Source organism: Mesorhizobium sp. GW821-FHT07A06, from assembly GCF_059419085.1.
Map to the genome: position 1 here is coordinate 152,410 of NZ_JBWKRC010000009.1, position 13,440 is coordinate 165,849.

Here is a 13,440-nt window from a genome sequence, read left to right on the forward strand (position 1 = left end):
AATGGCGGCGGCGCGACTGGGAGCGATCCTTAGTTTCCGGAATCGACCCGACCGGCAGGGCTGGTCGTCGAGTTACAATGGCGCGCGACTTCCCGCTGAAGCCGCGTCACGCGTCCTGGATCAGAACCTATCCTTCCGGAAAGGTGCCAGATCGATCGCCGTCGGCAAACCGGCGGCAAGCTGCGACACGATCTTGCCGGTGACAGCGCCTCCGATCAGGCCCTGATGGCCATGGCCGAAGGCGTAGATGACGTTCCTCGCCCGCGACGCCCGGTCGATGACCGGAATGCTGTCGGGGGTTCCCGGCCGATGACCCATCCAGCGCGTGACCTCGCCGACCTCCAATTTCCGGAACATGGGTCTCGCCTGCTTCAGGAGAACATCCGCCCGGTGCATGTTCGCGGGCGCCCTCAAACCGGCGAACTCGACATTGCCGGCGATCCGCAGGCCATCTTCCATCGGCGAGGCGACGAACTTGCGGTCGGCCGAGATGGTCTGGATGCGCAAGCCGGTATCGGCGCCCTTGACCATGATGTGGTAGCCGCGCTCGCTTTCAAGCGGGATCCGGTCGCCAAGCTGGCGGGCAAGTTCGCCCGACCGGGCGCCGGCGCAAATCACCACGGTCTCAACCGGCATGCGATCGCCACCTTCAAGTCGCACCGCCGAAGGACCGCTGGCCCCCATGTCGAAGCCGATGACTTTCGCCCTGAAGAACCGTGCACCCTGTCGTGCCGCGTGTTCGGCGAGCCTGGCGACAAGCCGGCCAGGATTGGGGCACTGGCCCTGCTCGGGCAAATAGACCGCGCTCTTGAAGATCGGCGCCAGGGCCGGTTCGAGCTGACGGATTTCATCGGCATCGAGGATGTCCACCTTGACGCCGTGCTCGCGCCGCAGCCCGAGGCCATAGGCACCCTTCGACGGGCCATCGGCCGTTTCGTGGACGAAAAGCTGACCGCGCTTCTGCAGAAGATCCTCGCAGCCGGCTGCCTTGATCAGCGGCTCGTAGCACTCGAATGTGTAGCGGTGCAGCGAGCGCATCGCCGCTGATATCTCCTCGACGCGCGGTCTGCGGCTGGCGGCTAGGAAGCGCAACAGCCAGGGCAGCGCGTGCGGCAGATAGGCGAGCCGCACGATCAGCGGACCTTCCGGATCCATCAGCCATTTCGGCACGTTGCGAAGCACACCCGGCATCGCGTTCGGGATGCAGGATCCCGGGCAGATGCCGCCGGCATTGCCGAAGGAACATTGCTCCTCCGATCCGGGCAAGGCCGGATCGACCACCTCGACGGCAAAACCCTGCTCGAGCAAATAGTTCGCGGTGCAGACGCCGATGATGCCGGCGCCGATGACCGTCACCTTGCCGCGCGGCATGCTTGTCGATGTCATGGCGATCGATCCGGATGTGCCGATCAGGGCGCGATCGCGCTCGGCGTGCCGGCGCGGAAGGCCGGCAGCGACCGCACCACCATCTGCTGCAGCATGCGGAAGTCGGAGAGGTAGGCCATGAAGCGGTAGCCCATCTTGCGCATGTCGACACCATAGGCCACCGAGCCGCAATGGATGCCCGGAATGACGCCGGCTTCCTTGCACTTGGCGGCGATGTATTCGATCGCCTCGTAAACCGAGGGATAGCGCGGATCGAAGCCGGGCGCCTCGCCCATGGTGACGGCAAGGTCCGAGGGACCGACGAAGATGGCGTCGAGGTTCGGCGTCTTCAAAATGTCTTCCAGGTTCTTCACGGCCTGGTCGCTCTCGATCATCGCCATGGTGATGATGGTGTCGTTGGCGTGCTGAAAATAGTCCGCCCCGGCATAGAGCGAGGCGCGCAGCGGGCCGACGCTGCGGCCGCCCTTGGGAAAATAGCGGCAGGCCTTCACGAAGGCATCAGCTTCCTCGGCGGTGTTGACCATCGGGCAGATCACGCCATAGGCGCCGGCATCGAGCACCTTGCCGATGATCGCAGGATCGTTCCACGGCACGCGCACCATCGGCGTCGTATCGGTCGTCGAGATCGCCTGCAGCATCGGCACGGCGTCGACATAGTCGGTCGCGCCATGCTGGAGGTCGACGGTCAGCGCATCCCAGCCTTGCTGGGCCATCAGTTCGGCCGAGATCGACGACGGAATGCCGAGCCAGCCCGTCACGACTTCGCCGCCGGCGGCCCAGATGTCCTTCACCTTGTTCTTGCGCATAGCCTTGAGGTCCTTTGCTATTGTCGGGAATTCAAAATCAGGTCCGCCGCTTTTTCAGCGATGGCGATGGTGGTGATGTTGGTGTTGGCGGCGATGATCGTCGGCATGATCGAGGCATCGACGACGCGCAGGCCCTGCACGCCGCGCACGCGGCATTCGGCATCCAGCACCGCCAACGGATCGCCGTCGGCGCCCATCTTGCAGGTGCCGGAGACATGCCAGCCCGACCAGACGGATTGCTTGACCCAATCGGCGATCAGCTCTTCATTGCCGAGCATCGCCTGGATGCGGTCGGTGGTGCCGAACTTGCGCTTGAGCAAGGTTTCGCGGAAGAACGGCGCGTAGTCGAAGAGGTAGGCCGCGGTTGCGGTCTTGATCCAGTTCGACGGCTTGCGGACGCTGAGTGCACGCGCCTCGTCGCTGTAGCCGGCCAGGAACCAGGTGTTGACGTGCTGCTGGACGTCTGGCGACTGCATGATCTTGCAGATGCGCTTGAAGCCATCGACAAGGCGCATCAGGTCGCGGCCGTCGGAGGCCATGTTCAGATCGACGATCGGCTCATCGGTCTGCACCGCGGACTTCAACGTCACGGTGCCGCGCGAATAGGATTTGTTGACGCAGACATTGAGCGCGCCCATCGCCTTGCCGAGCGGATGCCAGCCGGCACGGTTGACGGGCATCAGCAGCATGTCGCCGGGATGGCAGTTGGCATGGTTCGAAGAGTATCTGACGCCCAGAAATATGTGGCGCCGCTGACCGGGCTTGAGCCGCGCGGATTTCTTGAAATGCGCGCCGACGGCCAGATGCGGATGATCGGTCAGGTTCTCGCCGACACCGGGGCGGTCGGCGACCACGTCGATGCCCAGCCGCTTCAGCTGCGCCGCCGGACCGATGCCAGCGCGCATCAGGATGGCCGGCGAATGCAGGGCGCCAGCTGAAACGATCGTCTCGTTGGCGCGATGAATCTTCGTGCGGCCAGCGATCGTGACCTCGACGCCGGTGATGCGCGTCCCCTCGGTCACCAGTCTCTCGACGAAGGCATTGGCGAAGATGTGCAGGTTCTTGCGGGCACGCGCCTCGGCGTCCAGATAGCCGATCGCGGTCGAGACGCGGCGGTCGTTCTCGTTCGACAAAGGCAGCGGGAACGAGCCGTCCTCGAAACTGCCATTGTAGTCCGGCCGGTAGGGATAGTCGCTTTCCGTCACCTTGAGGACGGATCGGGTAAAGCCGGCCCAGTCCTGCGGAAAGACGCGGCGGATCGGAATCCGCCCGGTCTTGTTGTGAAGCTCGCCATCGAAATCGAGATCGCGTTCCAGCTTCTTGAGATAGGGCAGCATGCCGTCCCATCCCCAGCCGGGCAAGCCGAGACCTTCCCATTCGTCATAGTCGTGCGGCATGCCGCGCACCGCGAACTGGCCGTTGATGCTGGAGCCGCCGCCCATCACCTTGGCCTGTTCGAGCTTGGCCGTCTTGACCACCTGCGCATTCTGCTTGGGCGAGCGGTTGAAGACGCGTAGCTCCGTCCAATGGTATTTCGGGTCGAAATAGGACAGGCCGGGATAGCTGTCGGCGATCACCTCCGGAACGTCGTCCGGCGGCGTGTCGGGCCCGGCTTCGAAAAGCGCGACCTGCTTCGTGCCGTTCTCCGAGAGACGGCTGGCGAGCACGGCACCCGCCGAGCCGCCGCCGACAATGATGTAATCGAATTGCATGTGCTTGCGCTCGCTCAGGCGTAGTTGGCCCAGATGGCCTTCTGGCGCAGGAACGCCTCGACGCCGGCACGACCCATGTCCTTGCCGAAGCCGGACCCCTTGTAGCCGCCGGCCGGGTAGGTGAACTCCGGGCCGCGCCCGTGCTGGTTGATCCAGACCATGCCGGCCTCGATCGAATCGGCCGCCTTGAGCGCTTTCTTCATGTCCGTGGTGTGGACGCTGGCGGCGAGCCCGTAGACCGGATGCGCCGCCAGGGCGAGGCCTTCGTCGAGATCGGCAAAGGTGCGCACCGTCAGCACCGGACCAAAGAACTCCTCCTTGAAACCGATATTGTCGTCGGCGACATTTTCGAGGATCGTCGGCGAGAAAAAACTGCCTTCGTTGCGTCCTTCCAGCACCGTGCCGCCAGTGATGACCGAGGCGCCTTCGCTGATGCTGGCGCGCACCATCGTATCGATGCGCTCAAGCTGCTTGCGGCTGATGATCGGCGCGAAGGTGGTCGTCTCGTCCCAGGTCGGTCCCGCCTTGATCGCCTTGGTCCGGGCAATGACGCGTTCTAGAAGTTGATCCGCGATCTTGTCCTCGACGATCAGCCGCGAACCGGCCGTGCAGACCTGGCCGGCATTGTCCATGAACGCCGCAGCGACGCGGCCGGCCACCACATCGATGTCGCCGGCATCGGCCAGCACCAGTTGCGGGCTTTTGCCGCCGAGTTCGAGCGTGACGGGCTTGATGCCGGACTGGGCAGCGAGCGTCATGATCGCCGCACCGGTCTGCGTCGAGCCGGTGAAGGAGATTTTCAGGATGTCGGGATGGCGCACGATCGCCGCACCGGTCGTATGACCATAGCCGTTGACGACATTGAACAGACCGGCGGGAATGCCGGCCCTGGCGGCAAGCTCCGCCAATGCCAGAAGGCTGTGCGGCGTCAGCTCCGACGTCTTCATCACCACCGCATTGCCGGCGGCCAGCGCCGGGGCGAATTTCCAGGCGGCGGTGATCATCGGAAAATTCCATGGAACGATCGCGCCGACAATGCCGTAGGGTTCATGCTTGACGATGCTCAGCGCATTCGCCTCGGTCGCGGTGACCGTGCCTTCGATCTTGTCGCAGAACTCGGCGTAGTAGCGCACGACGCCGGCGGTACGTACCGCGTCGCGGACGATCGTCATCGAGATCAGCCGGCTCGACCCCATCGCTTCCAGCTGTCCGAGATAGGTCGCGTTCTCTTCGATCAGCGCCGCGAAGCGCATGAGCACGGCGGCGCGATCGCGTGGCGCGATCTTCGCCCAACGGCTTTGCGCCAGCCCCTTCTTCGCGGCATCGACGGCTTGCTGCACCGCGGCCTCCCCGCCATCGGTGATCAACCCCATGGGCTGGAGATCGGAAGGGCGCAGAACCTCGATCTCCGCGCCAGGCAGTTCAATGGACTGCCCGCCGATATGATGTCCCCTGGGAATGGCGATTGTGGCCGGATCGAAACTCAGTGTCATTGATGTCTTCCTTTTGCGGCCAGCTCGAAAGGGGGGCGCATTCGACGATGTCCGCTTGGCTGTTTTCGCGTGAAGCGGCGTGCCTTCAGCACGCCTTCTCGGCTTCACGCGCCTCGAGGAACGGGCGAAGCAGATCCGCCGATTCATGGAAGCGTCCGACAAATGTCTTCAGACGCGGATGTTCGGGATGCAGCAGCACCTTGGCTGGTGGTCCCTGCTCCGCCACCAACCCCTGATCGAGGAATACGACCCGGTCGGCGACCTCGAAGGCGAAGCCTAGCTCGTGGGTGACGATCACCATGGTCATGCCGCTCCTGGCCAGCTCGACCATCGCCTTCATGACTTCGCCGACCAGTTCGGGATCGAGCGCCGAGGTCGGCTCGTCGAACAGCATCACCTTCGGCTGCATGGCCATGGCTCTCGCGATCGCGACGCGCTGCTGCTGGCCGCCGGAAAGCTGGCGCGGATATTTCTCGACGTGCTGCCCCAGCCCCATGAGATCGAGCAGTCGCAGCGCCTTCTGGCGTGCCTGCTCCTTCGGCTCCCTCTTGACGATGACCGGGCCTTCCATGACGTTCTCGAGCGCCGTCATGTGCGGGAAGAGATTGAACTGCTGGAAGACCATGCCGGTCTTGGAGCGGATGCGGTTGACCTCCTGGGCCGGTATCTGGGCGCCCTTGCCGTCGGCCCGCCTGTCGAACAGCGTTTCGTCATCGATGACGATGCTGCCGCTGGTCGGCATGTTGAGCAGATTGATGCAACGCAGCAACGACGTCTTGCCCGACCCGCTGGCGCCGATCAGCACCACCACCTCGCCTTCGACGACCGAGAGATCGATGCCGTTCAGCACACGCTTGTCGCCGAATTTGAGGCAGATCCCGTCCAGCCGCAGGACAGGCTTGTCGCTCTTGTCCGTCACGGCGCTTGGTTCAATGGCGCTCATTTCAGGCTCCCTCTTCTTTCGAGTTTCCTGGACAAGAGGGTCAGCGGGATCAGGATGATCAGGAAGATGACGCCGACGGCGGTGTAAACCTCCATCGGCCGATAGGTGAAGCTCGAGATGTAGCTCGCCTGATAGAGAAGGTCCGGAACCGTGATCATCGACAGCAGCGTGGTGTTCTTCATCTGGATGATCGACTGGCCCGCCAGGGGCGGGATCATCTTGCGGAATGCCTGCGGCAGGATGATCCGGCGCATGCGCTGGCCATAGGACATGCCGATCGCGGTCGCCGCATCCGTCTGGCCGGGATCGACCGACTGGACGCCGGCGCGCAGGATTTCGGCGTAGAAGGAGCCGACGTAGCAGCTCAGCCCGATGAAGCCGGCCCAGAATTTCGTGACATTGATGCCGGCGAAGATCGGGAAGGCGTAATAGACCCAGAGCAGCGTGACGAGCAGCGGAATGTTGCGGAAGAACTCGACATAGATCTGGCCGAGGATGACCAGCGGCTTGAACGTGCTGAGCTGGATAAGCCCGATGAACAGGCCGATCAGCATGCCGGCACCGATGGTGATGACGGTGAAGTAGAGCGTCATCAGCAGGCCCTGCCAGAGCAGCCCGATATTGTTGGTTATCACTGTATAGTCGAACATGGTGTCCTCACTGGTTCGATGCACGTCCAGTGGTGGCCTGACCGCCGCACCAGGCGGCGGTCAGGCTGTTGCGATCAGAAGGAGAACCCTGCCGGAAGGATCGACAGGTCGATGCCGCGGGCTTCCCACGAGCGGGCAAGCTTGCCCTGGGCAAGGCCGAGCGAACGCTCCTGCAGGATCCAGTTGGTCAGGAAGTTGATGTAGCCGGCATTGCCCGGCTTGCGGGCGACGGCCAGCGTTGCCGGATTGCGCAGGATCGGCTCGGGCAGCGAGACATTGCCGATCTTCTGGTTGGTGATCTGCAGCGCATCGAAGATGGAAAGCACGACGCCATCGGCGCGGCCGGCCTGCAGTTCCATCAACGCCAGGCCACGATCTTCCACTGGTGTGATCTTGGCCTTCGGCAGCAGCGCTTCGGCGACGACCTGCATGGTGCTGCCCTTCTGGACGACGACGGTCTTGTCGGGCGAATTGAGCTCGGCCCAGGTCTTGACCGGCTTGCCGGGAGGCGTCAGCACGGCCCAGGCGTCGGTGAACAGCGGCTCCCACAGATAGTCGACGACAAGACCGCGCTTCGGGTTCGGATTGACGCCGATGGCGATGTCGATCTTGTTGGACTGGAAGTCGGCGGCCAGATTGCCCCAGGTGGTCTCGACAGGCTCGAGCTTGACGCCGAGCTGGGTCGCGATCTCGCCCAGGAATTCGTAGTAGAAGCCGCTCCATTGGCCGGTGGCCGGATCCTTGATGTAGCCCGGCTCTTCGCCGGTCATCACAGGAACCTTGAGCACGCCGCTGGCACGGATCTGGTCGATGACGGCGGACGGATTGTCGTCGGCGGAAGCAGCGATCGGCGCGGTGAGCAGGCCAAGACCGATGGTCAAAGCGGCCATGAACGTACGCATTACCGTGAATTTCATGTCATTCCCCTTTCTGAGTTATTTGTGGTTAGCGGGCTAGAAATCCCTTCGAGAGGGGGTCGCCCTTCTCGAAGTAGATTGTCTGGGTCGAGGTAATGAAGGCCGAGCCCTCGATCTCGATGATCATCGCTTCGCGGCCTTGCTCCTCGACGCGCCTTTGCAGGCGCGCTTCGAACGGAATGCCGAAGATATTCCTGGCGCGATAAGTCTGGTCGGGGCTGATCAGCCCCTTCCCGAGCAGATAGGTCAGGCGCGCCGAGGTGCCGGTGCCGCAAGGCGAGCGGTCGAACTTGTTGGATTCCAGGACAAGAAAATGCGTCGCCGAATGCGCGCTGTCGGCATCGTGGAAAAGCACGCTCGGCGCGGCAGCACCCGCCAGCAGAGGCAGGTCCTTCATCGCCGCCTTGATCGCGTCCTTGATCCTGGCGCCGGCCTGCATCAAGACCGATGCATTGTCCGGGGTCAGCTTGAAGCCGAGCGACGCGGCGTCCACCAGCGCATACCACATGCCGGCATAGACAATCGCGGCATCAACCTTGCCAATGCCTTCGACGGAAACACTCAAGCGCTCCAGCCCGACATAGCTCGGGACGTTGGCTATGCGCACCCGGTCCAGCGAACCGTCTTTGTTCCAGATCAGATGAACGGTCACGATGCCCGCAGGCGTTTCCAGCGTGAAGCTGTCGCCCGTTTCGACAGAGATCTGGCCTGTGAAGGCCAGCGTCCTGGCAAGGCCGATCGTGCCGTGACCGCACATATCGAGATAGACATAGGACGAGATGAAGAACGCGCCATAATCGGCGACATCGGAGGCGACCGGCACCAGACCGACCATGGCGGCATGGCCGCGCGGTTCATGCAGCAGCGCCGGGCGAAGATGGTCGAAGCGCCGGCGGAAATGGTCCCGCTTCTCCCGCACGCTCGAACCGGAGAGTTTCGGAACGCCGCTGAGGATGACGCGCGTGGGGTGGCCGGCGGTATGGGAATCGATGACGCTGAACGCTGACGAGAAGCTGGACACGGACTAGCCCTCTCCGAACGCGTCGCGAATGCCGGCCCGCATGCTTTGCCAGATTTCCCGGATGAGGTTTTCGGTCATGGCCTTGGCGCTTTCGCCATCACCTGCGGTGATCGCATCATAGATGCGGGCCGTGTCGTCCAGCGACAGCTGGATGATCTTCGGATCCTGCTCGTAGGCGTGATAGCGGTAGCGCAAGGCCTGCTTTTCCAGACCCCCTAGCAGGCGTGTCAGCGTCTTGTTGCCGGCCAGCGTGTAGGTCAGGAGAGAGCCGCGGACGTCGACGATGAAGAACTGCCGTGCATCGTTCCTGGCCTGTGCCTGCTTCAGCTCCGACAAGAGGTTCTTGAATTCGGCCTTCTTTTCGATGTCGGCGGATTCGGCCGCCTGCTTGGCGACCAGCCCTTCGAGTTCGATGCGACAGGTATAGACCTCGTCGAAATCGCGCTGCGACATCGGTGAAACCCAGATGCCGCGCCTGGCCTCGCGCATTACCAGGCCGTCGCGCTCGAGCAGCCTGAGCGCCTCGCGCACCGGCGACCGGCTGACGCCGTAACGCGCGGCGACCATTTCCTCGGTCAACCGCTCCCGCGACTTGAGGCGGCCGAAGATGATCTCTTCCTCGAGCATCTCAGCGAGATTCTCCGGGATGGCGACCGACAATTTCTGGATGCGCGCTAAAATCATGTCGACACCATACTGTATACAATGTACAGGTCAAGTCATCGCGGAAATTTTCTTGTGACGTGCAATCCGCCGGCGGCTTTCCGCGCCTGCCGGGCTGAAAGGGCCAGGAACATGTATCCAGAGACGATCGAGCTGCTGATTGACGGCGTGTGGTGCCAAGGGTCGGACGGCAAGTCCGAACCATTGATCAATCCCGCCACCGAGGAGGTGCTGGCCACCGTGCCGCATGTCACGGAGGCCGACCTCGACCGTGCTCTCGCCGCATCGCTCAAAGGCTTCAAGCTGTGGAAGACGATGACCGCGATGCAGCGCTGGGCGATCATGGACAAGGCCGCCGACCTGATCGAGCAGCGCAAGGAGACCATCGCGCGTGTCCTGACGATGGAGAACGGCAAGGCGCTGGCGGAGGCCACCGGCGAGGTGCAGTTCGCGGCGGACGCGACCCGCTGGTATGCGGAAGAAGGCAAGCGCGCCTATGGCCGCATCGTCCCTGCCCGGCTGCCCGGCGTGCGGCAGATGGTGTTCAAGGAGCCGGTCGGGCCTGTCGTCGCCTTCGCCGCTTGGAACTTTCCGGCCAGCAATGTCATCCGCAAGATTTCAGGTGCGCTCGGCGCCGGCTGCTCGATCATCCTGAAGCCGGCGGAGGAAACGCCGGGGACCGCGGTCGCCATCGCCCGCTGCTTCCAGGACGCCGGACTGCCGGCGGGCGTGCTCAACATCGTGTTCGGCGAACCAGCCAAGGTCTCGTCCTATCTGATCGCCTCGCCGATCCCGAAGAAGGTCTCGCTGACCGGATCGACGGCCGTTGGGAAGCTGTTGCAGAAACAGGCGGCAGATACGCTGAAGCGCTGCACCATGGAGCTGGGGGGCCACGCCCCCGTCATCGTTTATGAGGACGCCGATCTCGACAAGACGCTCGATACGCTCGTCGCCTTCAAGTTCCGCAATGCCGGCCAGGTTTGCACCTCGCCAACCCGCTTTTACGTGCATGACGCTATCTATGACCGCTTCATCGAAGGCTTCGCCTCACGCGCCGAAAAGCTCAAGATCGGCGACGGCCTCGACGCAAACGTGCAGATGGGCCCGATGATCGCGCCGCGACGGCTCGACGCCATGGACGGCTTCGTCAGCGATGCGACAGCGAAGGGAGCGAGCGTCGTCACCGGCGGCAAGCGGATCGGCAAAAAGGGTTATTTCTACGCTCCGACCTTGCTGAAGAATGTTCCGGATGCCGCGCGCATCATGTCCGAAGAGCCGTTCGGGCCGATCGCGCCGACCACCACCTTCTCAACCTTCGACGGCATGATCGAACGGGCAAATTCGCTGCCTTATGGCCTGGCCTCCTTTGTCTTCACCCGCAATCTCAGCCTCGCGCAGAAGACCGAGATGGCACTGGAGGCCGGCATGGTCGGCGTCAACCACATGATGGTGTCGACGCCGGAAACGCCGTTCGGCGGCGTCAACGAATCCGGGTACGGCTCGGAGAGCGGCATCGAAGGCCTCGACGCCTATCTGCGGACGAAGTTCGTGACGGAGATGTAGAGCGCGCACATCGATGCGCTGCGGAGATGATTGGGGAGCGTGGGGATCAAGGCGAGGCATGGCTTCCGTTTTGCGAGCGCGATGCCGAGCCACCACACGATTTTCAATCGACCGCGAGCGCAATGATCATCTCGAGTTCCACCGTGATCTGGTTGGGCAGTGAACCTGCTCCAATGGTCGACCGGGCATGCATGCCTTGTTCTCCAAACACGGAAACGAGCAGGTCCGAACAACCGTTCATGACAGCGGGATGGTCGGTGAAATCTGGGGGACGCGTTGATAAGTCCGAGGACCTTGACGATGTCCGCGACCCGATCGATCGAGCCGGCCGCCGCGTCTGCCACGGCCAGCAGATGACGGCACCAACACTCATTCAGGATAAGTTGTCGGTTTCCAGATGTGGGTGGACATGATGTCCCGCAGTTCCGTGCGCACCGCGCGGAAGAGCGGCCGAAAATTCGAGGACATCGGTCGCTGCGACGAGGTCGCGAGGATCAGCTGTCGGGTGATCGGTGGGTCGAATGGCCAGACCTCGATGCGGCCAGCCTCGACAAGGAGATGGACGGAAGCATAGGGCAGAACCGTATAGCCTGTGCCCTCCTCGACCAGAAGCAAGGTTGACGGCATTGCCTCCAGCTCCATCTCGACACGCGGATAGATGCCATGCTCCGCCAAGGTGTTGTCGATAAGCCGCCGCAGCCCGTGCGGGCGGCTGGGCAGGATCATCGGCAACTCGGCGAAGATGTCGAGGCCGACCGGCGCGCGCGGCAGCACGCGCTCTGACAAGACCGGTCCGATCAGAAAAAGCTCGTCATCGGCCAGCGGTTCAGTCAGCACGGACGGATGGTTCGGCGAATTGTAGAGCACGGCGGCGTCGATGCGGCCGGCAATCAGCCATTCCAGGATATGGCCGCTGAAGCCCTCGATCACCTGCAGCGCGACATTGGGAAACTCGTTCTTGATCTTCTTGACCAGCGGCACCGTCAACACGGTGCCGACCGAAGGCGGCACGGCCAGCACCAACCTTCCCTTCGGCGAGGATTTGAGGTTCGAGACTGCATTCTGCGCCAGCCGCATCCGCTCGACGATCTCGTCGGCATGAGCCTTCAGGAGCACGCCCGCCTCGGTCAGGACGACACCGCGTCCGTTGCGATAGAACAGCTCGACGCCGAGCTCCTCCTCAAGCCCGCGAATATGGCGCGTGACCATCGGCTGGGTGACGCTGAGGTCGAGTGCGGCCTTCGAGAAGCTGCCAGCCGCACCGACGGCGATGAATACCTGTAGCTGCTTCGTGTCCAACTCTCACCCCAACCATCCGCCGCCGCAGCGCTTCCAAGCCCCCCAGTGGTGTCCGTGTCACGTACCGAACGCGTACTTCTGGCCTCGGACATTCAGAAACACGGCATAGACCGATGTTGTCGCCGTGATGAACAGCCGATTGTTGCGCGGCCCGCCAAAGGCCAGGTTCGCAACCATTTCCGGCACCTGGATTTTCCCGATGAGTTCACCTTCGGGCGTGTGGCATTGTACGCCATCCCATGCGCTGATCCAGAGATTGCCCATAACATCAACGCGAAAACCATCCGGAATGCCAGGCGATATGTCGGCGAAGATGCGGGAATTCGCCAATCTGTCGCCGTCGACGTCAAACTGCCTGACGTGATGCGGAGCGCCGCGGTCGGTTAGAAAACCGGAGTCCGAAATGTAAAGGTGCTTCTCGTCGGGCGAGAAGGCGAGCCCGTTCGGCATGGAGAAATCATCGGCAACGACGGTGATCTTTCCCGATAGCGGATCGATCCTGTAGACGCGGCAGCCCGGCTGCTCCTGCAGGCCCTTGCGCCCTACATAATCGGAGATGATCCCGTAGTTCGGATCGGTGAACCAGATGCTGCCGTCGGACTTCACGACCACATCGTTCGGCGAGTTCAGCGGCTTGCCATCGTAAGCGGAGGCCAGCACCGTGATCGAGCCGTCCCATTCGGTACGCACGACACGGCGTTCCCCCTGCATGCAGGTGACCAGCCTTCCGTTGCGATCGCGCGTGTTGCCGTTCGGGTTGGAGACATGGCTTCGGAACAGCGAAACCGCCCCCGTCTCCTCGTCCCATCGCAGCATGCGGTCGTTGGGAATATCGCTCCAGATCAACGAGCGGAGGTCGGCGAAATAGACAGGTCCCTCCGCCCAGCGATTTCCCGTGTGGATGGTTTCGAGGAATGCGACCGGATCGATCAGATCCCCGAATCGCGCATCGATCGTCTCGTAGCAGGACATCGGCCGCCCCCTCGC

The 13,440-nt window shown here is 62.9% G+C and carries 12 protein-coding genes; 1 reads left to right on the forward strand and 11 read right to left on the reverse strand.

What is annotated here, in order from left to right; genetic code table 11:
• Nucleotides 1–120: 120 nt before the first annotated feature.
• From AC07SZ_RS25430 to AC07SZ_RS25470, 9 genes are all read right to left on the reverse strand, one after another.
• On the reverse strand, nucleotides 121–1,386 hold the full coding sequence (locus AC07SZ_RS25430; RefSeq protein WP_494916370.1) for an NAD(P)/FAD-dependent oxidoreductase: 1,266 nt from the start codon (nucleotides 1,384–1,386) through the stop codon (nucleotides 121–123).
• Between the two features lie 23 nt (nucleotides 1,387–1,409).
• Nucleotides 1,410–2,192 (reverse strand): HpcH/HpaI aldolase family protein, encoded by a 783-nt coding sequence (locus AC07SZ_RS25435; protein WP_494916371.1) that lies wholly within the window; start codon nucleotides 2,190–2,192, stop codon nucleotides 1,410–1,412.
• A gap of 17 nt (nucleotides 2,193–2,209) precedes the next feature.
• Complete coding sequence (locus AC07SZ_RS25440; protein WP_494916372.1) at nucleotides 2,210–3,904, reverse strand: GMC family oxidoreductase; 1,695 nt, start codon at nucleotides 3,902–3,904, stop codon at nucleotides 2,210–2,212.
• Between the two features lie 14 nt (nucleotides 3,905–3,918).
• Entirely contained in the window at nucleotides 3,919–5,397 is a 1,479-nt protein-coding gene (locus tag AC07SZ_RS25445) for an aldehyde dehydrogenase family protein (RefSeq protein ID WP_056565147.1), read from the reverse strand.
• 85 nt (nucleotides 5,398–5,482) lie between these two features.
• Nucleotides 5,483–6,340 carry an amino acid ABC transporter ATP-binding protein gene (locus AC07SZ_RS25450; RefSeq protein ID WP_056565150.1) on the reverse strand — a complete coding sequence of 286 codons (858 nt, stop codon included), beginning with the start codon at nucleotides 6,338–6,340 and terminating at the stop codon, nucleotides 5,483–5,485.
• Nucleotides 6,337–6,990, reverse strand: coding sequence for an amino acid ABC transporter permease (locus AC07SZ_RS25455; RefSeq protein ID WP_056565153.1), 654 nt, complete (start codon nucleotides 6,988–6,990; stop codon nucleotides 6,337–6,339). The genes AC07SZ_RS25450 and AC07SZ_RS25455 overlap by 4 nt, the downstream gene beginning before the upstream one ends.
• 74 nt (nucleotides 6,991–7,064) lie before the next feature.
• Nucleotides 7,065–7,907 carry a transporter substrate-binding domain-containing protein gene (locus AC07SZ_RS25460; protein WP_056565156.1) on the reverse strand — a complete coding sequence of 281 codons (843 nt, stop codon included), beginning with the start codon at nucleotides 7,905–7,907 and terminating at the stop codon, nucleotides 7,065–7,067.
• A 28-nt stretch (nucleotides 7,908–7,935) separates the two neighbouring features.
• Complete coding sequence (locus tag AC07SZ_RS25465; protein WP_172374354.1) at nucleotides 7,936–8,928, reverse strand: proline racemase family protein; 993 nt, start codon at nucleotides 8,926–8,928, stop codon at nucleotides 7,936–7,938.
• Between the two features lie 3 nt (nucleotides 8,929–8,931).
• The gene (locus AC07SZ_RS25470) at nucleotides 8,932–9,612 is read right to left on the reverse strand and encodes a GntR family transcriptional regulator (RefSeq protein WP_056565162.1); all 681 of its coding nucleotides are present in this window, start codon (nucleotides 9,610–9,612) and stop codon (nucleotides 8,932–8,934) included.
• Between the two features lie 111 nt (nucleotides 9,613–9,723).
• Here AC07SZ_RS25470 and AC07SZ_RS25475 point away from each other — a divergent pair, with 111 nt between their 5' ends.
• On the forward strand, nucleotides 9,724–11,154 hold the full coding sequence (locus AC07SZ_RS25475; protein WP_056565165.1) for an NAD-dependent succinate-semialdehyde dehydrogenase: 1,431 nt from the start codon (nucleotides 9,724–9,726) through the stop codon (nucleotides 11,152–11,154).
• 369 nt (nucleotides 11,155–11,523) lie between these two features.
• Here the strand turns inward: AC07SZ_RS25475 and AC07SZ_RS25480 are convergent, their stop codons facing one another.
• Nucleotides 11,524–12,453, reverse strand: a complete 930-nt coding sequence (locus AC07SZ_RS25480; protein WP_056565168.1) for a LysR family transcriptional regulator — start codon at nucleotides 12,451–12,453, stop codon at nucleotides 11,524–11,526.
• Nucleotides 12,454–12,510: 57 nt separating this feature from the next.
• Nucleotides 12,511–13,425, reverse strand: a complete 915-nt coding sequence (locus tag AC07SZ_RS25485) for an SMP-30/gluconolactonase/LRE family protein (protein WP_056565172.1) — start codon at nucleotides 13,423–13,425, stop codon at nucleotides 12,511–12,513.
• Nucleotides 13,426–13,440: the final 15 nt, after the last annotated feature.

Bases quoted from the DNA above. Each gene is read 5' to 3' on its own strand.
- AC07SZ_RS25430 (WP_494916370.1), bottom strand. From the start codon at position 1,386: ATGACATCGACAAGCATGCCGCGCGGCAAGGTGACGGTCATCGGCGCC.
- AC07SZ_RS25485 (WP_056565172.1), bottom strand. From the start codon at position 13,425: ATGTCCTGCTACGAGACGATCGATGCGCGATTCGGGGATCTGATCGAT.
- AC07SZ_RS25455 (WP_056565153.1), bottom strand. From the start codon at position 6,990: ATGTTCGACTATACAGTGATAACCAACAATATCGGGCTGCTCTGGCAG.
- AC07SZ_RS25435 (WP_494916371.1), bottom strand. From the start codon at position 2,192: ATGCGCAAGAACAAGGTGAAGGACATCTGGGCCGCCGGCGGCGAAGTC.
- AC07SZ_RS25460 (WP_056565156.1), bottom strand. From the start codon at position 7,907: ATGAAATTCACGGTAATGCGTACGTTCATGGCCGCTTTGACCATCGGT.
- AC07SZ_RS25475 (WP_056565165.1), top strand. From the start codon at position 9,724: ATGTATCCAGAGACGATCGAGCTGCTGATTGACGGCGTGTGGTGCCAA.
- AC07SZ_RS25470 (WP_056565162.1), bottom strand. From the start codon at position 9,612: ATGATTTTAGCGCGCATCCAGAAATTGTCGGTCGCCATCCCGGAGAAT.
- AC07SZ_RS25440 (WP_494916372.1), bottom strand. From the start codon at position 3,904: ATGCAATTCGATTACATCATTGTCGGCGGCGGCTCGGCGGGTGCCGTG.
- AC07SZ_RS25445 (WP_056565147.1), bottom strand. From the start codon at position 5,397: ATGACACTGAGTTTCGATCCGGCCACAATCGCCATTCCCAGGGGACAT.
- AC07SZ_RS25450 (WP_056565150.1), bottom strand. From the start codon at position 6,340: ATGAGCGCCATTGAACCAAGCGCCGTGACGGACAAGAGCGACAAGCCT.